Source organism: Flavobacterium enshiense (genome assembly GCF_040750275.1).
Taxonomy (GTDB): Bacteria; Bacteroidota; Bacteroidia; order Flavobacteriales; family Flavobacteriaceae; genus Flavobacterium; species Flavobacterium enshiense_B.
The window spans coordinates 26,903-48,965 of the sequence record NZ_JBDOCV010000017.1; the positions used below are offsets into that span (position 1 = coordinate 26,903).

Annotated in this window: 17 protein-coding genes; 11 read left to right on the forward strand and 6 right to left on the reverse strand. The window is 38.9% G+C overall.

Translation table 11 applies throughout. From position 1 onward, the window contains the following. Positions 1-82: 82 nt before the first annotated feature. Entirely contained in the window at positions 83-2,293 is a 2,211-nt protein-coding gene (gene katG / locus ABGT15_RS13335) for a catalase/peroxidase HPI (RefSeq protein ID WP_367231951.1), read from the forward strand. Between the two features lie 10 nt (positions 2,294-2,303). Then, positions 2,304-2,972 (forward strand): VOC family protein, encoded by a 669-nt coding sequence (locus ABGT15_RS13340; protein ID WP_367231952.1) that lies wholly within the window; start codon positions 2,304-2,306, stop codon positions 2,970-2,972. Positions 2,973-2,978: 6 nt separating this feature from the next. On the opposite strand, the gene ABGT15_RS13345 is transcribed toward ABGT15_RS13340, so the two are convergent. Next, on the reverse strand, positions 2,979-4,457 hold the full coding sequence (locus ABGT15_RS13345; RefSeq protein ID WP_367231953.1) for a M1 family aminopeptidase: 1,479 nt from the start codon (positions 4,455-4,457) through the stop codon (positions 2,979-2,981). A gap of 178 nt (positions 4,458-4,635) precedes the next feature. On the opposite strand from ABGT15_RS13345, the gene ABGT15_RS13350 reads away from it, so the two are divergent. The 7 genes from ABGT15_RS13350 (at position 4,636) to ABGT15_RS13380 (ending at position 15,529) form a co-directional block, all read left to right on the forward strand. Continuing rightward, complete coding sequence (locus tag ABGT15_RS13350) at positions 4,636-8,061, forward strand: methylmalonyl-CoA mutase family protein (RefSeq protein WP_367231954.1); 3,426 nt, start codon at positions 4,636-4,638, stop codon at positions 8,059-8,061. 3 nt (positions 8,062-8,064) lie between these two features. Beyond that, positions 8,065-8,628 carry a hypothetical protein gene (locus tag ABGT15_RS13355; RefSeq protein WP_367231955.1) on the forward strand — a complete coding sequence of 188 codons (564 nt, stop codon included), beginning with the start codon at positions 8,065-8,067 and terminating at the stop codon, positions 8,626-8,628. Between the two features lie 182 nt (positions 8,629-8,810). Beyond that, the gene (locus tag ABGT15_RS13360) at positions 8,811-9,674 is read left to right on the forward strand and encodes a hypothetical protein (RefSeq protein WP_367231956.1); all 864 of its coding nucleotides are present in this window, start codon (positions 8,811-8,813) and stop codon (positions 9,672-9,674) included. A 119-nt stretch (positions 9,675-9,793) separates the two neighbouring features. After that, complete coding sequence (locus ABGT15_RS13365) at positions 9,794-11,983, forward strand: glutamine synthetase III family protein (RefSeq protein WP_367231957.1); 2,190 nt, start codon at positions 9,794-9,796, stop codon at positions 11,981-11,983. 574 nt (positions 11,984-12,557) lie between these two features. Continuing rightward, positions 12,558-13,322 carry an OmpA family protein gene (locus ABGT15_RS13370; RefSeq protein WP_367231958.1) on the forward strand — a complete coding sequence of 255 codons (765 nt, stop codon included), beginning with the start codon at positions 12,558-12,560 and terminating at the stop codon, positions 13,320-13,322. Positions 13,323-13,373: 51 nt separating this feature from the next. Beyond that, complete coding sequence (locus ABGT15_RS13375) at positions 13,374-14,237, forward strand: OmpA family protein (RefSeq protein ID WP_367231959.1); 864 nt, start codon at positions 13,374-13,376, stop codon at positions 14,235-14,237. 113 nt (positions 14,238-14,350) lie between these two features. Next, complete coding sequence (locus ABGT15_RS13380) at positions 14,351-15,529, forward strand: AIR synthase related protein (protein WP_367231960.1); 1,179 nt, start codon at positions 14,351-14,353, stop codon at positions 15,527-15,529. Between the two features lie 28 nt (positions 15,530-15,557). Here the strand turns inward: ABGT15_RS13380 and ABGT15_RS13385 are convergent, their stop codons facing one another. Then, the gene (locus tag ABGT15_RS13385) at positions 15,558-15,758 is read right to left on the reverse strand and encodes a hypothetical protein (protein WP_367231961.1); all 201 of its coding nucleotides are present in this window, start codon (positions 15,756-15,758) and stop codon (positions 15,558-15,560) included. 51 nt (positions 15,759-15,809) lie between these two features. Between ABGT15_RS13385 and ABGT15_RS13390 the strand changes: the two genes are divergently transcribed. Further along, positions 15,810-16,244 carry a hypothetical protein gene (locus ABGT15_RS13390; protein WP_367231962.1) on the forward strand — a complete coding sequence of 145 codons (435 nt, stop codon included), beginning with the start codon at positions 15,810-15,812 and terminating at the stop codon, positions 16,242-16,244. Positions 16,245-16,288: 44 nt separating this feature from the next. Here the strand turns inward: ABGT15_RS13390 and ABGT15_RS13395 are convergent, their stop codons facing one another. From ABGT15_RS13395 to ABGT15_RS13410, 4 genes are all read right to left on the reverse strand, one after another. Continuing rightward, a complete protein-coding gene (locus tag ABGT15_RS13395) occupies positions 16,289-17,488 on the reverse strand; it encodes a peptidylprolyl isomerase (protein WP_367231963.1) in 1,200 nt (399 codons plus the stop codon). Positions 17,489-17,557: 69 nt separating this feature from the next. Continuing rightward, positions 17,558-18,643, reverse strand: a complete 1,086-nt coding sequence (locus tag ABGT15_RS13400; protein WP_367231964.1) for a peptidylprolyl isomerase — start codon at positions 18,641-18,643, stop codon at positions 17,558-17,560. 15 nt (positions 18,644-18,658) lie between these two features. Next, complete coding sequence (gene gldI, locus ABGT15_RS13405) at positions 18,659-19,234, reverse strand: gliding motility-associated peptidyl-prolyl isomerase GldI (RefSeq protein WP_367231965.1); 576 nt, start codon at positions 19,232-19,234, stop codon at positions 18,659-18,661. Between the two features lie 85 nt (positions 19,235-19,319). Beyond that, on the reverse strand, positions 19,320-20,333 hold the full coding sequence (locus ABGT15_RS13410) for a DHH family phosphoesterase (protein WP_437125371.1): 1,014 nt from the start codon (positions 20,331-20,333) through the stop codon (positions 19,320-19,322). A gap of 176 nt (positions 20,334-20,509) precedes the next feature. Between ABGT15_RS13410 and guaA the strand changes: the two genes are divergently transcribed. Further along, positions 20,510-22,039 carry a glutamine-hydrolyzing GMP synthase gene (gene guaA, locus ABGT15_RS13415; protein ID WP_367231966.1) on the forward strand — a complete coding sequence of 510 codons (1,530 nt, stop codon included), beginning with the start codon at positions 20,510-20,512 and terminating at the stop codon, positions 22,037-22,039. Positions 22,040-22,063 lie beyond the last annotated feature (24 nt).

The window sequence follows — 22,063 nt, forward strand, 5'->3', positions numbered from 1 at the left end:
TAAATTTAAAGGTGTAAATTTTTGATTTGCAACTAATTGATTGTATTTGAAAGAATCATTATTCAAACATAATTTTAAAAATATGGAAAACAGCACTAACAACAATGGGAAATGCCCTTTTTCTGGCGCCACAGGCAATCAAAATGCAGCCGGTAACGGAACTAAAAATCGTGATTGGTGGCCTAATCAGTTAAAAGTAAATGTTTTACGGCAACATTCGTTACTTTCTAACCCGATGGGCGAAAAGTTTAATTATGCCGAAGCATTCAAAAGTCTGGATTTACAAGCCGTTAAAAAAGACCTCGCCGATTTAATGACTGATTCACAAGACTGGTGGCCTGCGGATTTTGGACATTATGGCCCGTTATTTATCCGTATGGCGTGGCACAGTGCCGGAACCTACAGGATTGGAGATGGTAGAGGTGGTGCGGGAGCTGGACAACAACGATTTGCGCCACTTAACAGCTGGCCGGATAATGCCAATCTTGATAAAGCACGCCGATTGCTTTGGCCTATCAAACAAAAATACGGACAAAAAATTTCTTGGGCCGATTTAATGATTCTTGCCGGGAATGTAGCGCTCGAATCCATGGGCTTTAAAACGTTTGGTTTTGCCGGTGGACGCGAAGATGTTTGGGAGCCGGAAGAAGATGTTTACTGGGGGTCAGAAAATGTTTGGTTGGACGATAAACGTTATTCGGGAGAACGCGATTTGGAAAACCCGTTAGCCGCTGTACAAATGGGATTGATTTATGTAAACCCGGAAGGGCCAAACGGAAATCCTGATCCGATAGCCGCTGCAAAAGACATTCGCGAAACGTTTGCCCGTATGGCGATGGACGATGAAGAAACCGTAGCGCTGATTGCTGGGGGACATACTTTTGGGAAAACCCACGGAGCCGGTGATACTGCTTTAGTAGGGCCAGAACCGGAAGCGGCTGGTATAGAAATGCAAGGTTTGGGTTGGGCAAGTAAATTCGGAACTGGTAAAGGAGCCGATGCGATAACTGGAGGTCCTGAAGTAACTTGGACCAGTACGCCTACTAAATGGAGCAGTAACTTTTTCTGGAACTTATTCGGATACGATTGGGAACTTACTAAAAGTCCTGCCGGAGCACATCAGTGGATTGCAAAACACGGAGCCGGAGCTGGCTCCATTCCTGATGCATTCGATTCTTCTAAAAGGCATGCTCCTACAATGTTAACCACAGATTTGTCGTTGCGATTTGATCCTGCTTATGAGAAAATTTCGAGACGTTTTTATGAAAATCCCGATCAGTTTGCCGATGCTTTTGCTCGCGCCTGGTTTAAATTAACCCATCGCGATATGGGGCCGCTTTCACGTTATTTAGGAAGTGAAGTCCCAACAGAAGAATTAATTTGGCAAGATCCGATTCCGGCCGTTAATCATGAATTGATTGATGAAAATGATATTGCTTCGTTAAAAGCAAAAATATTGGATTCCGGGCTTTCCGTTTCGGAATTGGTTTCCACTGCTTGGGCTTCAGCTGCAACCTTTAGAGGTTCTGATAAGCGTGGTGGTGCTAATGGAGCCCGTATTCGTTTGGCACCTCAGAAATATTGGGAAGTAAACAATCCGACGCAATTAGCAAAAGTATTGGATGGTTTAGAAAAAATTCAGAGTGAATTCAATATGTCGCAATCCGGGAATAAGAAAGTGTCTTTGGCGGATTTGATTGTTTTGGCAGGTTGTGCCGCTGTAGAAAAAGCTGCTGCAAATGCCGGACATTCCGTAAAAGTACCTTTTGCACCGGGTCGGATGGATGCATCGCAGGAACAAACTGATGTGGATTCTTTCGCTGTTTTAGAACCCAAAGCAGATGGTTTCCGAAATTATCTTAAAGCAAAATATGCAGTGTCTACCGAAGCACTGCTTATAGACAAAGCGCAATTGTTAACCCTTTCAGCTCCGGAATTAACGGTGCTAGTTGGAGGGATGCGTATTTTAAATACGAATTACGACCATTCCAAACACGGTGTATTTACCAAAAACCCGGGATCGCTTACCAATGATTTCTTTGTCAATTTACTGGATATGGATACGGTTTGGAAAGCAACAGATGAACATCAGGAAATGTTTGAAGGTCGCGACAGAAACAGCGGTGAGTTAAAAGGAACCGGAACCCGGGCTGACTTGGTTTTTGGATCGAACTCCGAATTAAGAGCTATTGCTGAGGTGTACGCAAGCTCCGATGCTAATAAGAAATTCGTAACTGATTTTGTGGCAGCCTGGAACAAAGTCATGAATCTGGATCGTTTTGATTTAGCTTAAAATAAGGTTTATGCAAATTTCAGAAGTTCATCTGTTAACCAATTCACTTTCACAAACCGAGTTTTTTTATAAAGAAAAATTGGGTTTTAAGTTGGTGGAACAAACAGATGAACTTCTTTGTTTTGAAGTAGGGGTTTCCCGACTTTGGTTTCATAAATCCGACGCGGCTGAAAATCCGGTTTATCATTTCGCTTTTGATATTCCTGAAAATCAGTTGGAAGCGGGTTTGGAATGGGTGGGAAGTAAAGCCGAGTTGATTCCGTATGAAAAAGACAAATTCATTGTGGATTTTAGCAATTGGAATGCCAAATCGTTTTACTTCTACGATAACAATGGTAATATTTTGGAGGGCATTGTGCGGTATGATTTACTCAATATTTGTAATGAATCCTTTGGTGCCAATTCCTTTCTCAAGATTAGTGAAGTCGGTTTTGCTGTTGAAGATGTTTTGACTTTTTGTGATGAAATTAATTTTATGTATGGTTCTGATTACTTCGTAAAACAACCCAAAAGGGAAAATTTTTCCGTACTGGGTGATGATCACGGGTTGTTTATTGTTTCTTCCCTAAACCGACACTGGTATCCTACCGAACAGATGGCACACTCGTATTGGACCAAAGTGATTTTTGAGATTGATTGTCAGGTTTATCAGTTTACGTTTCTTCCTCAAAATTCATAAAAAATTTTATATTCCCAAAATTCCTTTTTTGAATTGCAGTTGCTGATAACTTGGGTTTTCAGTTGGTGTGATGTAAACATCTTCAAGATAGCCGTCCAATTGCAATCCCATTTCGGCAAGATATTCAACAACCGGAATGCGTTTAATGCCAGTCACATAATCGTCAAAAAACCACTGTAGATTTTTGCCGGAAACCTTGTTGGAAATCACTATAATGTCTTTTAGCTCGTAGCGGATATTGGTCTTTCCAAATTCTTCATACATCATGGCAAACAAATCATCTAAATTTTTTTGGTTGTTGGTTGCTTTTCGGATTTCGATGTCCAAGCCTAATGCGACTAATTCACCACCACCATACACCAAATAACGGTTTTGGTCTTTGTTATTACCGGATTGCTGAATACTGGTTTTATTCTGCATCAAATCACGGGCAATATTATATTTGGTAATTACATTTTCAAAGCGTTTGTAAAACGTGGCTTCGTCAATAATTTTATTACGGGTTAATAAGATATTGGTCAGATAATCGGTAAAGCCTTCTTTGAACCATTCTTCCTGTTCTTTCGGCGTTAGCGTATGACCGTTCCACAAATGAATGGTTTCGTGTGCCATGATGTGCCCCCAGTTCGTACGGCTGTTTTTGTTTACTTTTCCTTTGATGATTTGGCTGAAACTGTTCCGGAACGCCCCACCATCGGTCATGACATTGTTTTCATTCACCACGATTAAGTATTTTTTCTTGGGTGAACCTTTGAAGACTTTGGTGGTCGATTCGATGATTGGTTGCATCAGTTCTATGAAGTCTTTTTCAGAAGGTTGCATTGTTTTTCCAAGTGCAAAAAGCAGCTCGAAATCGCCAATTTTGATTTCCTTTTCATGATGAGTTCCAACAAAAATACAGTTGTTCAAAAGGAAACGTAAATCGTCATTCACTATAAAATGATTTCTTTTTGGCGTTTTGATCCAAGGCGTGGAAGCTTTCCAGTTTTTAGGTAAAGTGAAAGCAACCGTTACGTTTTTGAAGTCGCCCAAAGAAGCAACATCCGGAGCCATAAAAAGAGAATATCCTGTAAAAAATAAGCCTTCGGGAGTTTTGTAAGCCACTTCGTCAACACCACCACAATGATCCCAATTTTCCGTATTGTGTTCTAGCGCAATATCATAGTCTACATTGAAAATGCCGGAAGTTTTTGATTGAACTTCCCATGTGCCTTCGCCCAGATATTTGATTTCCTGTTTTTGCCCTTTTGTGTTTTTTACGGTTAGATTTTTTATAAATTTTGCTTCACCTTCCGGGTTTTTCTCCGAGCCGTGCGTAATCATGAAAAAGCGGTTTTTAGCTTGGGTTAAATCCAGATTACTTTTGATGTGTAACAAGTTTTGATGTTGTTTTGTGAAATCTAACTGATACTGTAAAATATTGTTTTGCGAATTGGCATTTATTGAAATTAAAAGGCCGAAAAGAAGAAAAAAAACATTTTTCATGATTGATTTTTGATTTTGATGATGATTTTTCCCATTGAAAACCGACAGGGAATTAAAGCAAGACGATTCAAATGGTATTCTGTTACAAAACCTTGATTTTTTGTGTAGAAGAATTTAATTTTTAAGCCGTTACTTTTTAAGAAATGCGTAAATTGCAGCCTCAAATTTATTACCCAAAATGGAACAACAACAACCATATCAACCCAAAAATAAAGTTAGAATTGTAACTGCAGCTTCGTTATTCGACGGACACGATGCAGCGATTAACATCATGCGCCGAATCATTCAGGCAACCGGTGTTGAGGTAATCCACTTAGGCCATGACAGAAGTGTGGAAGAAGTAGTGAATACGGCAATTCAGGAAGATGCCAATGCAATTGCAATGACTTCGTATCAAGGGGGGCACAACGAATATTTTAAATACATGTACGACTTGCTGAATGAAAAAGGGGCAGGTCATATCAAGATCTTCGGCGGTGGAGGTGGAGTAATCCTTCCTTCTGAAATTTCCGAATTGCACGAGTACGGTATCGAACGAATTTATTCTCCGGATGATGGTCGTGAATTAGGGCTTCAGGGCATGATTAACGATTTGGTGATGCGTGCCGATTATCCGGTTGGTGATACCTTAAATGGAGAAGTAAATCATTTGGAAGATAAAAATCCAACGGCGATTGCCCGTGTGATTTCTTCGGCTGAAAATTTTCCGGAAGTGGCAAAACCAGCTTTGGATGCTATCTATGAGAAAAATAAAGACAGCAAAACTCCGGTTCTTGGAATTACGGGAACAGGTGGTGCTGGTAAATCGTCTTTGGTGGATGAATTGGTGCGTCGTTTCTTAATCGATTTCCCTGAGAAAACCATTGGACTTATTTCGGTTGACCCCTCCAAACGTAAAACAGGTGGAGCTTTGTTAGGAGACCGTATTCGTATGAACGCGATTAATAATCCTCGTGTTTATATGCGTTCGTTGGCAACCCGTCAGTCAAATTTAGCCTTGTCAAAATACGTTCAGGAAGCTATTGAAGTATTGAAGGCAGCCAAATACGATTTGATCGTGTTGGAAACTTCAGGTATTGGCCAATCCGATACAGAAATTTTGGAGCATTCCGATGTTTCGTTATATGTAATGACGCCGGAATTTGGTGCGGCAACCCAGTTGGAGAAAATCGACATGTTAGATTTTGCTGATTTGGTAGCGTTGAACAAATTCGACAAACGCGGTGCTTTGGATGCAATTCGCGATGTGAAAAAACAATATCAGCGCAACCATCATTTATGGGATGTAGATCCGGAACAAATGCCGGTTTTCGGGACGATTGCTTCACAGTTTAACGACCCGGGGATGAACACGCTTTACAAATCCATCATGGACAAAATTGTAGAGAAGACCGGAATCGATTTGCATTCGACGTTCCAGATTACCCGTGAGATGAGCGAGAAAATTTTCGTGATTCCACCGCACAGAACTCGTTACTTATCTGAAATATCAGAAAACAACAGAAAATATGATGAGACGGCATTATCGCAAGTTGATGTAGCTCAAAAATTATACGGAATCTTCAAGACCATCGAAACGGTTTCCGGAAGAGTTCCAAAAATCGATAAATCAGGAATTGTTGAGGAATCCTTAAATCATTTACCTGAAAAGCAGGAATTCCTTTCGTTGCTTACCAAAGAATTCGACCGCGTGAAAATGAATTTAGACCCGTACAACTGGGAAATCATTTTAACATGGGACGAGAAAGTAAACAAATACAAAACCCCGATTTATTCGTTCATGGTGCGTGACAAGGAAATCAAAATCCAAACGCATACCGAATCGTTATCGCATTCTCAAATTCCGAAGGTGGCTTTGCCTAAATATCAGGCTTGGGGCGATATCCTAAAATGGAACTTACAGGAAAATGTACCGGGTGAATTCCCGTTTGCTTCCGGATTGTATCCGTTTAAACGTGAAGGAGAAGATCCAACACGTATGTTTGCAGGTGAAGGTGGTCCGGAAAGAACCAACCGTCGTTTCCATTATGTTTCCTTGGGAATGCCGGCAAAACGTTTATCGACAGCGTTCGACTCGGTTACTTTATACGGAAATGACCCAGACCACAGACCGGACATCTACGGAAAAATCGGTAATGCCGGAGTTTCTATTTGTTGTTTGGACGATGCTAAAAAATTATATTCCGGTTTCGATTTGAGCCACCCGGCGACTTCGGTTTCCATGACCATCAACGGTCCGGCGCCGATGTTACTTGGTTTCTTCATGAATGCGGCTATCGATCAGAACTGTGAAAAATATATCAAAGAGAATGGTTTAGAAGCTGAGGTTGAAGCGAAAATCAATGCGATTTATAAAGCTAAAGGAACCGAAAGGCCTCGTTATAATGGAGATTTACCACAAGGAAACGATGGTTTAGGATTAATGCTTTTGGGTGTAACCGGAGATCAGGTTTTACCGGCGGACGTTTATGCAGATATTAAAGTAAAAACGTTAGCGCAGGTTCGTGGAACGGTTCAGGCGGATATCTTAAAAGAAGATCAGGCGCAAAACACTTGTATTTTCTCTACGGAATTCGCGCTTCGTTTAATGGGTGACGTTCAGGAATATTTTATTCAGAAAAACGTTCGTAACTTCTATTCGGTTTCGATTTCGGGTTACCACATTGCAGAAGCTGGAGCTAATCCAATCACGCAGTTAGCCTTTACCTTGGCGAATGGTTTCACTTACGTGGAATATTATTTAAGTAGAGGAATGAGTATTAACGACTTTGGTCCGAACTTGTCGTTCTTCTTCTCCAACGGTATCGATCCGGAATATGCTGTAATCGGTCGTGTGGCACGTAAGATTTGGGCAAAAGCCTTGAAAAACAAATACGGCGCGAATGAAAGAGCACAGATGTTGAAATACCACATCCAAACTTCAGGACGTTCGTTGCACGCTCAGGAAATCGATTTCAACGATATCCGTACAACGTTACAAGCTTTGTATGCGATTTATGATAACTGTAACTCATTGCATACCAATGCATATGACGAGGCGATTACAACGCCAACGGAAGAATCGGTACGTCGTGCGATGGCAATCCAGTTGATCATCAATAAGGAATTAGGTTTGGCGAAAAACGAAAACCCGATTCAAGGTTCGTTTATCATAGAGGAATTAACCGATTTAGTAGAGGAAGCGGTATTAGCGGAATTCGACCGAATCACGGAAAGAGGAGGTGTTTTAGGAGCCATGGAAACAATGTACCAACGCTCAAAAATCCAAGAAGAATCGTTGTATTACGAAACGTTGAAACATACCGGAGAATTCCCGATTATTGGCGTGAATACCTTCTTAAGTTCTAAAGGTTCGCCAACGGTGGTGCCTGCTGAGGTTATCCGTGCTACGGAAGAAGAAAAGCAGTTCCAGATCGTAACGCTTGAAAACTTACACCAAGCACAGGCTGATAAAGTGAAAGAACATTTAGCAATCATTCAGGATGCGGCGATTCAGAATGAGAATATTTTCGAGAAATTGATGGATGCTACTAAATATTGTTCGTTAGGGCAAATCACTTCAGCTTTGTTTGAAGTAGGTGGTCAGTATCGAAGAAATATGTAGTAAATGTTGCAGCCAATGTTTTTTAGAGGTGTGTTTTTTCTCTTGACTTTGAGTTGCCCGATGTTGTCTTTCTCACAACAAGAGGGTCAAGGTTTTTGTGAAGGGCTAAAAAGAGGGAATTATTTTCCGCTGGATATAAAATCTAAAAAGATAGTTTGGTATGAAACGTACTACTATGAGCGACTTATCGGAACTAAAATTTTTAATGATAAAACGTATTTTGAATTTGAACAGGAATGGAAAGAGGGACAGAAGGATTATCTGTTCCTTCGTGAAGAAGATGATGTAGTTTTTCAGTATGAAGAATGTTGTCAGGAAGAAACAGTTCGGTTTGGAAATAAAATAAGGAAAGAGAGTGCTTGGGTGTCAATTTCAGGTGAATTTGAATATAAATTGAAGTCGGATAAACAAAAACTCAAGACGCCTTATTGTGAATATAAAGATTTAATGGTTATTGAAGCAAAATATAAGAACAATATTTTTGAATTTTATTATCAGAGAGGATTGGGATATATAGGTGCAAAAGAAAATGGGAAGCTTATTTCATTTATAGTTCCTGAGATATAACGATTGTGCAGACAATAAAAAAACCTCTTAATGAGGTTTTTTTTATGGATTTAATTTAAGAAATATTTAAAACACCTGCGCTTAATTATTTAGTAATTTTATTCCAGCAACCACTTCACTGAAATGCCACAGTAGATGCTTGTCTGCCCCATAATATTTAGAAATCATCAATTATAAATATTATGAAAAATTCAGTTACACTTAGAAGTGTGAGACTCTTAAGTCTCGCGGCAGTATTGGTTACTGCGATGTTTGTTTTTAGCTGCGATAACTCGGATGATGATATTCCGCCGGGTACAACGGTTGCAAAAACGTATTATGTATGCAATTCGTGTATTAAGGAGTCGGAGGCACTTGCTTTTTATGATAACCTTAGCAATGGTATTTACAAAGGTGTGTTTTCGGAAGGGACGTTGGAAATTAACGTGAGAAATAATTTTGACAAGGTAAAAGGTAAAATTTATTTGGCGAACCAGCAGATTGATTTGATTGAATTTTCAAGTTCAGGTGTTAATGGGGAATTCAAGTCAACTTTGAGAGGGGTTTTGGATGGGTATAAATTTTCTGTTAATTTTATTGTAAATCCTGACGGAACTAATCCGAGAGTCTTGGATTTTTCTCTCCCAAACCGATCAATTGTGTCTTGTGCTGTTTTTAAAGAAAAATCAACTGCGTTGTTGGAGGTATTCAGAGGAAAGTATTTTGTAAAAGAAACTGCCTCAGGTGATGATTCTGATCAATATGATGAGAATACAGGTCAGAATAATTTTAAAACGAATGATCCAAATGAGCCTGTTGGAGCCATAAGAACGATAGGGAATGTTGATCTGATTTTGTCAAGAACTGATATGATGTGGGTGTCTGTTGCAACGATGAGAGGTTCGACAGGTTTTGTAATGGATCACGGAAGTATCGTTGACGGACGTCTTATTTCAGATATGAGCCATCGAGTTAAAGGAACTTTAATTAGTGATGAATTAAATAATTTGGAGCTTTCAGCATCTTCAGGTAATATGATTTATTTGAATGGTATACGGGTTAGATAGTTAAACATCTATTTTTTATATGACACCCCTAAATTTTTAGGGGTGTTTTTATTTTGTATTGTAAAATTTTATATTTTTGCAGCATAAAATTAGAGGTATAATTCTAAAAACACAACTTTATGTCAACATTTCGTTTTAAGGCTTTGGAAAAAGCCACAGACAGAAAACCAGTAGTAGTAGAAGAATTGGATAGAAAATCAGCGATTTTCGGTAGCAATGTTTTTGGTGACAAAGCAATGCGACAATTCTTAACTCCAGAAGCCTACAAAGCGGTAAAGAGCGCTATTGAGTTCGGTACAAAAATCGATCGTAAACTGGCTGAGTACATCGCCATGGGAATGAAAGAGTGGGCATTATCAAAAGGAGTTACGCATTATACACACTGGTTCCAGCCGTTAACCGGAACAACTGCCGAAAAACACGATGCTTTCTTCGAAACATCAATGGATGGTAGCGACCCGGTTGAAAAATTCGGTGGAAGTCAATTGGTACAACAAGAACCGGATGCTTCTTCTTTCCCGAACGGAGGAATTCGTAATACATTCGAGGCTCGTGGTTATACCGCTTGGGATCCAACATCTCCTGCATTTATTTTCGGGACTACTTTATGTATTCCAACGGTTTTCATCTCTTACACAGGTGAAGCGTTGGACAACAAAACTCCTCTATTAAGAGCGTTACATGCCATTGATACTGCTGCAACGGATGTGGCTAAATATTTTGATAAAAACGTTAAAAAAATCACACCTACTTTAGGTTGGGAGCAGGAATATTTCTTGGTAGACAGTGCTCTAGCCTATTCACGTCCGGATATTTTAGCGACAGGAAGAACTTTGTTAGGGCATACGTCTTCAAAAGGACAACAATTGGATGACCATTATTTCGGTTCGATTCCAACGCGTGTGTTACAATACATGAGAGATTTGGAAAACGAATGTATGTTATTGGGAATCCCGGTAAAAACACGTCATAACGAAGTAGCACCGAATCAGTTTGAGTTGGCTCCTATTTTTGAGGAAACCAATTTAGCGATTGACCATAACTCTTTGTTGATGGATGTGATGCAAAAAGTGGCTGAACGTCATGATTTCAAAGTGTTATTCCACGAAAAACCATTCAAAGGTGTAAACGGATCCGGAAAGCATAACAACTGGTCATTGGCAACGGATACAGGGATCAACTTGTTAAGTCCTGGTAAAACACCAATGAGCAACTTACAATTCTTGACTTTCTTCATCAATACTATTAAAGCGGTGCACGATTATGAAGAATTATTAAGAGCGTCAATTGCTTCGGCAAGTAATGATCACCGATTAGGAGCAAACGAAGCACCGCCGGCAATTATCTCCGTTTTCATCGGACAACAATTAACAAAAGTACTATTGGAATTAGAAGGTGTTTCCAACGGAAAATTATCTCCGGAAGAGAAAACCGATTTAAAACTAAACGTAGTTGGAAAATTACCGGACGTTTTATTGGATAACACGGATAGAAACAGAACCTCGCCATTTGCGTTCACCGGAAATAAATTCGAGTTCAGAGCGGTAGGTTCTTCTGCAAACTGTGCGGTTTCAATGACTACTTTAAATACGATTGTGGCAAAACAATTGAAAGATTTTAAAGTTGAGGTGGATGCCTTAATCGAGAAAAAAGACATGAAGAAAGACGATGCGATCTTCAATGTTTTAAGAGAATACATCAAGCAAACCAAAGCCATCTTATTCGAAGGTGACGGATACAGCGACGCTTGGGAAAAAGAAGCCAAAAAACGCGGATTGAGCAACCATAAGACAACTCCAAAAGCATTAAAAGCAAAAGTTTCTAAAGAAGCGATTGCTCTTTTCGGAGAAATGAACGTAATGAACCATGTTGAAGTAGAGTCGCGTTACGAAATCGAATTGGAAGAGTACACTAAAAAAATCCAAATTGAAGGACGTGTTTTAGGTGATATTGCTCGTAATCACGTAATTCCTACAGCGATTAAATATCAGAATACGTTAATTGAAAACGTAAAAGGATTGAAAGAGATTTTCGGAAAAGATTTCGAGAAAATTGCGAAAGAGCAAATTGGACTAATCAAAGAAATTTCAGAACATATCGAAGGAATCAATTCTAATGTGGAAGCGATGACCGAAGAGCGTAAGAAAGCAAACAATCTTGCCAGCACAGAGAAAATGGCGGATGCTTATTGCGATAAAGTGAAGCCATATTTTGATATCATCAGAAGCCACTGCGATAAATTAGAGCTTTTGGTAGACGACGAAATCTGGACATTAACAAAATACAGAGAATTGTTATTTACAAAATAATCTGTTTGTTTATATTTTGAGAACCTCCTTCGGGAGGTTTTTTTATGCACTTTGACTGCTTTTTTTTACACTTTGCAGAATAGTTGTAAAATACTGAAAAATAGAAGTTTAAATATTTTACTGGATCATTTTTTTGCTCTAAATTTGACTCATGAATCAGCCACAAGATTCTTATTTCAGAAACAGTTTTACTTCAAAAATTGTTGCATAACTCCCCTTATTTAGTAGAGAAAGTTTTTATTGTTGATAGCTCTATGGGTCAATCACAAAAGGGACACGATTTTTTTAAATCGTTAAACGAACAGGTTGAAACCGCAATGTCTATTTCTGCCTTACGCGGGATAGATTCAACACAGGGATTGTGTTAAAAATTCGGTAATTTGTTGGTTTTACCTGTACTCAGAAACAAACAAACCCATAGAGGGAAGTGAGGCAGATACTGTCTGCCTCACTTTTTAAAAAAGGATCCATTAACTTGTTTTTTAGTTGGAAAAGCATTTTCTTATTTTTTTATAAGAGAGTGCTTTTCTTTTTGTACTAATTTTCGGTTATTGTCGTTATGTTAAAAAAAATAATGATGAAAAACTATTTTTTCGGAATACTACTGTGTGTTTTTGTTTTTAAAGGATATGCACAGGAGAAAATGACAGTTTATTTCGATTTTGACATTCAGGAATTGAATTCGGAATCTGTTGTTAAATTGAGTGATTGGATGGTGCAGCATAAAGAAGTTGAAATTTTGAAAGTTCATGGTTTTTGCGATAGTGTCGGAAGCCATAACTATAATGATAAGCTTGCGATTCGTAGAGTGAACTCCGTATTAAAAGCATTGAAAGAATCTAAAATGAAATTGTCAGGAAAGCTGGAAACCAAAGGTTTTGGGAAGCGTTTCGAGCAATCTGAAATTCAATGGGAAAACCGTAAAGTAGACATTTATTTTCAGCGAAAAGAGGCTAAGCTTTCCGAAAAAATCCAGCAGTTGAAAGTGGGTGACAAATTGAGGTTGCGCGGTCTTAATTTTTACAATCGCTCCGGGATTGTTGTTCCGAAATCAGAACCTGTTTTAGCGGAATTACTTGCTATCATGCGTGACAACCCGAAACTGAAAATTGAAATTCAGGGACATATTTGCTGCCAAGTGAAGTTCGATGTGGAAGACATTTCAACCTTACGTTGTAAAACCGTTTACAATTATCTTATAGAAAACGGTATCGACACAAATCGTCTGGCGTATAAAGGTTTCGGGAGTTCTCAGCCGTTATACCCGATTCCTGAAAAAAACGAATTCGAACGCGATGAAAACCGAAGAGTCGAAATTCTTATACTAGAAAATAAGTAAAACACGTTTTAATTCATATAAATTTCGTTTATTCGTTTAAAACTTTCCACCATGAAACGATTCGTGTTATTTCTTTTGTTTGTTCTTCCTTTTGCAACTTCGGCACAGGAAAAGTTTACTGTTTATTTTGACAGTAACAAACACGAATTAACCAAGAAGCAATCCGATTTGTTAAACGCTTGGATTACTTCCAATAAAGAATCAAAAGTAGTGGCTATTAATGGTTTTGCCGATGAAGTGGGAACCAATTCATACAATGATTCCCTATCGCAAAGACGGGTGAATTTTATACACGGCATCATTTTAAAAAACAAGGTAAAAATCCGTGAAGATTTCAAAACCAGAAGCTTTGGGGAGACTTTTAATCAATCCAAAATTAAAGCCGAAAACCGAAAAGTTGTCATTCATTATATTTTGCCGAAAGATTTAGCAAGGGAAAATGAGATATTAGGGATAAAACCCGAAATAGCAGGGATTGTCAATGACGATGCAATTATTCCGATTGAAGAAGAAGACATGCACTTCCCTGAAAATGCAACGTTGATGGAAAAAATCGAATTGTCGAAACCCGGAACCAGAATTGTATTGAAAGATGTACTGTTTTATCAGAACACTTTTGCCATAGTGCCCACTTCCAGAAGAGCCATTGATGAATTACTGATGGTTTTAGACCGTTATCCGAAAATGCGCATCGAAATTCAAGGGCATATTTGTTGTGTGCATACCGACCGAAGTAATTTATCTCTCGAAAGAGCCAAACAGGTTAGAAGAGTATTACAGTCCAACAGCATTCCAAGCAACCGAATAAAAGTAAAAGGGTTTGGCGTTTCTCATCCTAAATATCCAATTCCGGAAGCGACTCCAGAACAAGCCGCGGCCAATCGTCGTGTGGAGATTATGATTTTGAGTAAGTAGTCGGAAAGAGTCAAGAGTTTAAAGAGAAAGTATCTTGCTTCTTGTTTCTTCCGCTATTTTCTATTCTCTATTTTTCTCACTATCTTTGCCACACAACAACACAAACGTACCACATGAGTTCTGATAACAGCCAACGTTATAATCTTCGCGGAGTTTCGGCTTCTAAAGAAGATGTGCACAATGCCATTAAAAACATCGATAAGGGATTGTTCCCGAAAGCTTTCTGTAAAATTGTTCCCGATTATTTAACCAACGATGATGATTATTGTTTAATCATGCATGCTGATGGGGCCGGTACAAAATCTTCTTTAGCCTATATGTACTGGAAAGAAACCGGTGATATGTCGGTTTGGAAAGGAATTGCTCAGGATGCCTTAATCATGAATATTGATGATTTGCTTTGTGTGGGTGCGACGGATAATATCATGCTTTCGTCAACCATCGGAAGAAATAAAAACCTGATTCCGGGTGAAGTGATTTCAGCTATCATTAATGGGACAGAAGAACTTATTGCAGAATTGAAAACGTATGGTGTGACCATCAATTCAACCGGTGGCGAAACTGCAGATGTTGGGGATTTGGTTCGTACTATTATTGTAGATTCAACGGTAACTGCCCGTATGAAAAGGGAAGATGTTGTGGATAATGCTAATATTCAGGCTGGTGATGTAATTATAGGTTTGGCGTCTTACGGTCAAGCCAATTATGAAAGCGGCTACAACGGGGGTATGGGAAGTAATGGTTTGACTTCTGCCCGTCATGATGTTTTTGCTAAATATCTTGCTGAAAAATATCCGGAAAGTTATGATGCTTCCGTACCCAATGATTTGGTGTATTCCGGAAACGTAAAACTTACGGATAAAGTGGAGGGCTCATCAATCGATGCCGGTAAATTAGTGCTTTCCCCAACGAGAACGTATGCGCCAATTATTAAAGCCATATTAAATAAGTATACAGCAGGTTTAATTCACGGAATGGTACACTGTAGTGGTGGAGCACAAACAAAAGTGCTGCATTTTGTTGATGATGTGCATGTGATTAAAGATAATATGTTTCCGGTTCCACCTTTATTCAAATTGATTCAGGAGCAATCCAAAACGGATTGGAAAGAAATGTATCAGGTGTTTAATTGTGGGCATCGTATGGAATTGTACATTCCTTCGGATATTGCGGAAGATATTATTGAAATTTCAAAATCGTTCGGAGTGGACGCACAGATAATTGGTAGGGTAGAAGCTTCCGAAAATAAAAAGTTGACTATTACTTCGGGATACGGAGTTTTTGAATATTAAAAATTAAATCCCTCAACAGAGGGATTTTTTAGTTTTGAGTTTGCAGGTATAAGTTGTCGAAACCGCGGTGTTGCAACCATAACTTCAGGATTTTAAAAGAAAGTATCGGTGTTGACAGCAAGTTGTGTTTTTCCAGATTATAAGCAGCTATCAATTTTTGTTTTTCAGCGTAAAATGATTTTTGACGTTTTTCTTTGTTAAGGTCACGTCCGTCGGAAATTATTTTCATATAAGACGAATTAAGAATGTAGTAAAAATAAGAAAAAAATATTAAAAAAATATGGAGATTAAACCCAAAAACGGAATAGGTGATTTGCTTTTCGGAATGAAACAGTCAAATGTAGAGGCTCTTCTGGGTAAAGCAGACAAGCAATTTAAAGACGAAGATAAAAACGTAATTTGTCTTTACAATCAGCATAAGTTGCGATTGACTTTTTACGAAGATGAAGATTTTCGTTTAGGGTACATTGTGATTTCACACCCTAAAGCAGTACTTTTTGGAAAAGAGGTGATAGGAAGAGCCGCTAAAGAAATAGAAAGCGAGTTGCCGGAAAAACAATTCAAAGACTGGGAAATTGCTGAAGAAGACGGAATAGAAAGTACTTTCAACGAAGATAATTGGTTAATGCTGATTTCGGAATTCGGTGAAATTGCTAAAGTAGAAGTCGGGGCAATTATCGTTAACGACGAATTTGAATGGAGGTTTAAAGCATAAAAAAAGGCACATGAAAATGTGCCTTTTTTAGTTTATAGCAATCCTTATTTTTTTGCCGGATCGGTCATTTCAATTTCGAAAATTAAATTTGAATTCGGTGGAATCACAGTACCTGCGCCTTTTTGACCGTAGCCAAGAGCCGCCGGAATAAAGATAGTGGCTTTGTCACCTAAGTTCATGTTTTCGATTCCTTCAAGAAAACCAGCAATCAAACCGGTTTTGTTTCCGTAAGTGAAAGGAAATCCGTTGTAACCGCCTTGCTGTGCGCGCATCGGATCGTGTTTACCGTACATTTTAGCCACTTCTTCAAAACTGGCATCGAATAATTTTCCGTTTTCGAAATAACCCGCATAACCAATTTGTACCTGAGCACCAGTCGGAGGCTTTACTCCTGTACCTTTTTTAGTGATTACATATTGTAATCCGCTGGCAGTTTTGGTTGCGGTAGTTTTAAGTGTTTCAAATTCGGCTTTTTTGGTTTGCATTACCTGACCGTATTTGGTGTCATATTCTTTGTCTTTTGAAGCTTGCTCTTCCGCCTGTTTTTTCTTTTTCTCTTCTTCTAAGGCAGCTTGTTTTTTATCATCTTCAGCTTTGTTAGCGTAATAGGATTCGAAAACTTTAGCGGCGTCAAATTTCTTAGCCTCTTTTCCTTTGCGGATAATGCTCATTTTTACGATGTTATCGTCTTGCTCAATTTTATTAACCACATCCATCCCTTTGGTAACTTCGCCGAAAACAGTATGTCTTCCATTCAGCCAAGGTGTTTCTTTATGCGTGATGAAAAACTGACTTCCGTTAGTACCCGGTCCGGCATTAGCCATGGATAAAATTCCACCTTTTGAATGGTTTAATTCCGGAACGATTTCATCTTTAAATTTATAGCCCGGATCACCCGAACCTGTTCCAAGCGGATCACCACCCTGAATCATGAAATCTTTAATTACACGGTGGAATTTTATTCCGTCGTAATAAGGTTTTCCTTTGTAAATATCACTAACAGCGGTATTGGTGCCTTCTGCAAGTGATACGAAATTGGCAACGGTTACCGGTGTTTTTTGGTATTCCAGTTTTACGGTAATGGTTCCTTTATTGGTTTCAATGTCGGCAAAAATTCCTTCATTGTTTAGGTTTGCTACGGTTTTGGTGGCTACCGCTTTTTTCTTGGTCGCCGGCTTTTTAGCTTTCTGGGCATAACCGCTCATAAAACCTAAAACCAATAAAAGTAGAATTTTGTTTTTCATTTTTTATAGTTGTCAATAGCCTTACTCTTTTTGCATTATGCAGGGATTTTCAGGGTTTTTCCCATATAATTATTTAGCTGGTGATAATTCCATTTCAAAAATTAAGTCGGTGTTTGGCGGAATAACGCCTTGTGCACCTCTTTCTCCGTATGCAAGATAGGAAGGAATGAACAGTAGTACTTTGTCTCCCACAGCCATTTTTTCTATACCTTCAATAAATCCGGGAATAAGCCCTTGTTTGCTTCCATACGCAAAAGGGAATGGAGCATAACCACCTTGTCGATCCCTGTTAACGTCGTATGTTCCATACGCTTTTGCTACATCGGCATAATTGGTGTCGAACAATAAACCGTTTGTGAAATACCCGGCATAACTGAATTTAACCGGAGTACCTGCATTAGGTTTTGGATTACCCGACTTTTGGATGTAGGCAAATTTCAGGCCAGATTCGGTTTTGATGGCTTTTTTTCGGTACGTTTCAAATTCAGCTGTTTTCTCAGCCTGTATTTTAGCGTATTTGTCTGCTGTCTTTTTTAGTTCAACCGCTTCTTTGCCGTAATAATCTTTAAAAATTTTCGGAGCATCAAACTTATTGGCATCTTTTCCTTTTCGGATAATGGCTATAGCGATAATTTCATCACTGGATTCAATGGTATTGACCACATCCATTCCTTCCACTACTTTTCCGAAAACAGTATGCATTCCGTCTAAATGCGGTGTTGCATTATGGGTGATGAAAAACTGACTTCCGTTAGTGTTAGGACCGGCATTAGCCATGGAAAGTACGCCTTCACTGTCGTGTTTAAGCGTTGGATTGAATTCGTCTTTAAATTTATAACCCGGATTTCCGTTTCCGTTACCTTCGGGATCGCCACCCTGTATCATGAAATGGTTTTCAACCCTGTGAAAGGTTAAGCCGTCATAAAAATGTTTTCCTTTGTATTTAGGGCTTACAAATGGGTTTTTTCCTTCAGCAAGTGAAATGAAGTTGGCAACGGTAACTGGTGTTTTCTGGAATTCCAGCGATACCATAATGTTACCTTTTACGGTTTCAATGTCGGCATAAATTCCGTCGGGTAGTTTGTCATGTTCCTTTTCGCAGGAAGTAAAAATAAAAGTGGTAATTAAAACAAAAACTGAAAATAGTTTTTTCATAAGTTGGGCATTAAATTATTCGGTTGGTTTTGGAGTTGGTTTAACAGTGTTGTCTTTTTTAAAGTCTTTAAGCGTCACAGTACAGATGATGGGTTGGTTGGTCCCGATTTTGTCGTCGTCACCATGATATCCGTACGCCATGTGAGATGGAAACAAAAAGGTGATTTTTTCACCTTTCTTCATCAGTTTAATACCGTCACGAAGCCCCATCATAATGTTTTGTTTGTCTACAGCGTAGGTTTGAGGTTGTAATTCTTCAGTCGTGTAAATAACTTCGCCTTCTAAATTGGTAACGGAATATTCGAAATAAGCAATATCTCCTTTAACAGGCGTCGTGGTTTCTGTCTCGCTTTTAACATCATAGCGATACCAATAACCTCTTGGAGAAGCAATGTAGCTTTTTGCGGTGTCTTTTTTGATGATATTTGCGATTAAAGTTTCCTCGTCGTTGATTAACTTTTTGTTTCTTTGAATCGATTCTTTAATAAAAGTACCTGAAGTATGTGAAACCGGTTTTCGGGCTTCCTGTTGTGTGCAGCAGGCCAGTAAAAGTCCTGAAAGCATCACGCCGTATATATGTATGTTTTTCATAGGTCAATTTTATTGTTTTTAACGGTCATTATGGAATTGCATTTTTACAGCTGTTTGCTATCTGTGGTAAATGCTTATTTCATAATTAGTTGTTCTTTTCTTTGGCTAAAATAGCGATAAATTGATTAATGGTTTCCTCCAGGGTTCCAAAAGATTTTCCACCGGCTGCATTAATGTGTCCGCCACCGTAAAAATGGTTTCTGGCAAACTGATTGACATCAAAAGCACCTTGGGAACGAAATGAAATTTTAATAATGCCTTCTTCTTTGTTTTCGATGAAAATAGCCGTGAAATCAAAACCTTTTAAGGATAAACCGTAATTTACAATGCCCTCCGTATCACCTTTTACATGCCCGAAGCTGTCCAGCTCCTCTTGCGTTAAAGTGATGTACGACGTTTTGTATTCCGGAAGCAGTTTCATGTTTTGCAATGCTCGTCCTAATAATTGCAAACGGTTGTAGGAACTTGTATCAAAAAGGAAATTATGAATTTTCGGATTGTCAACCCCTTTGTCTAACAAATCAGCAACAACACGATGCGTTGTACTGGTGGTCAACGGAAAACGGAACGAACCCGAATCAGTAACTATTCCGGTATAAATACAAGTGGCGATGGTTTTGTCGATTAAATTTCCACCGTCAAGCTGATGAATGAAGTGATACACCATTTCACAAGTCGATCCCATTTTAGTATCCGAATACGTAAATTTAGCATACGAATCCGGTAACTGATGATGGTCAATCATTACAAAAGTGGTTGAAACCGCTTCCAAAGCTTTTTGCATTTGTTCTCCTACGCGATGTAAAGCATTGAAATCTAAGGTAAAAATAATCTCAGACTGGTTGATTCTTTCGGTACAGTTTTGGATGTCTTTTTCAAAAATCATCACTTTGTCGGAATCGGGTAACCAGGCTAGGAAATCTGGAAATTCATTTGGGGAAATTACCACAACATCATGTTGTTGCTGCTTTAGGAAATGGTAAAGCCCTAATGTTGAGCCCATAGCGTCGCCGTCAGGGTTTCGGTGCGGAACGATTGTTATTTTTTTCGGTGTCGCTAAAAGTTGTTTCAGCGCATCAATTTCATTGGATGTCATCATGTTGCGAAAATACGTTTTTTCGATATAATTCCCATTACTTAAATCTTTCATTTTTTTAATTTTTCTTCGAGATAAATAGTATAGCTAAAGGTTGTCAGGAATGCCGGTTTGTATGAAAGTGGAAGAAAATTTATTGGAGGGTATTTTCAATTTCAAGGAAATGACTATTTTTGCACATGCAACACAACGTACTTATTTTAGATTTCGGTTCGCAATACACCCAGCTGATTGCACGCCGCGTTCGCGAATTAAACATATTCTGCGAAATTTTTCCATACAATAATATCCCAACTGATTTGTCGAGCTATAAAGCGGTTATTCTTTCCGGAAGCCCGTTTTCAGTTCGTGGTGAAGACGCTCCACATCCTGATTTATCGCAAATTCGTGGTAAAATGCCTTTGTTGGCTGTTTGTTACGGTGCGCAGTATTTGGCCCATTTCAGTGGAGGAGAAGTAGCACCATCTAACATCCGTGAATATGGTAGAGCGAATTTGTCTTTTATTAAAGAAGACGAATTATTCTTTGATGATGTAAACATCAACAGTCAGGTTTGGATGAGTCACAGTGATACCATCAAGCAATTGCCTACGGGAGGTGTTCGTTTGGCTTCAACTAAAGATGTGGAAAATGCAGCGTATCGTATCGAAGGAGAAACTACGTATGCAATTCAGTACCACCCAGAAGTATACCATTCGGAAGACGGAAAGCAGATGTTGGAAAATTTCTTGGTAAAAATTGCAGAAGTACCTCAAAACTTCACGCCAAAATCTTTCGTAGACGAAATCGTTGCTGAAATGAAAGAGAAAATCCAGGATGATAAAGTGGTTTTAGGACTTTCCGGAGGTGTAGATTCAACAGTAGCGGCAGTTTTATTAAATAAAGCTATCGGTAAAAATTTATATTGTATTTTCGTAAACAACGGTTTACTTCGTAAAAACGAATTCGAAAGCGTTTTGAACCAATACAAGCACATGGGGCTTAATGTAAAAGGTGTAGATGCTTCGGCACGTTTTTTGTCTGAATTAGCAGGAGTTGATGATCCGGAAACGAAAAGAAAGATTATCGGCCGCGTGTTCATTGAAGTTTTTGATGATGAAGCACACTTGTTGGAAGATGTGAAATTCTTGGCGCAAGGGACTATTTATCCGGATGTAATTGAATCGGTTTCGGTAAAAGGACCTTCTGCAACTATTAAATCGCATCACAATGTTGGTGGTTTGCCGGATTTCATGAAACTGAAAATTGTAGAACCTCTTCGTATGTTGTTTAAAGATGAAGTGAGAAGAGTAGGGAAAACATTAGGAATTGATGATGAGTTATTGGGTCGTCACCCATTCCCGGGGCCAGGTTTGTCGATTCGTATTTTAGGAGACATCACGCCGGAAAAAGTGAGAATTCTTCAGGACGTGGATGCTATTTTTATCAACGGATTGAAAGAGCATGGATTGTATGATAAAGTTTGGCAGGCGGGAGCAATTCTTTTGCCGGTAAACAGCGTAGGAGTAATGGGCGATGAACGCACTTATGAAAAAGTGGTAGCGCTTCGTGCCGTGGAATCAACAGACGGAATGACAGCGGATTGGGTACATTTGCCTTACGATTTCCTGATGAAGATCTCAAATGAAATTATCAATAAAGTTAAAGGTGTGAATCGAGTGGTGTATGACATCAGCTCAAAACCGCCTGCGACTATTGAGTGGGAATAAATTTTTACAAGAAAATAATGAATA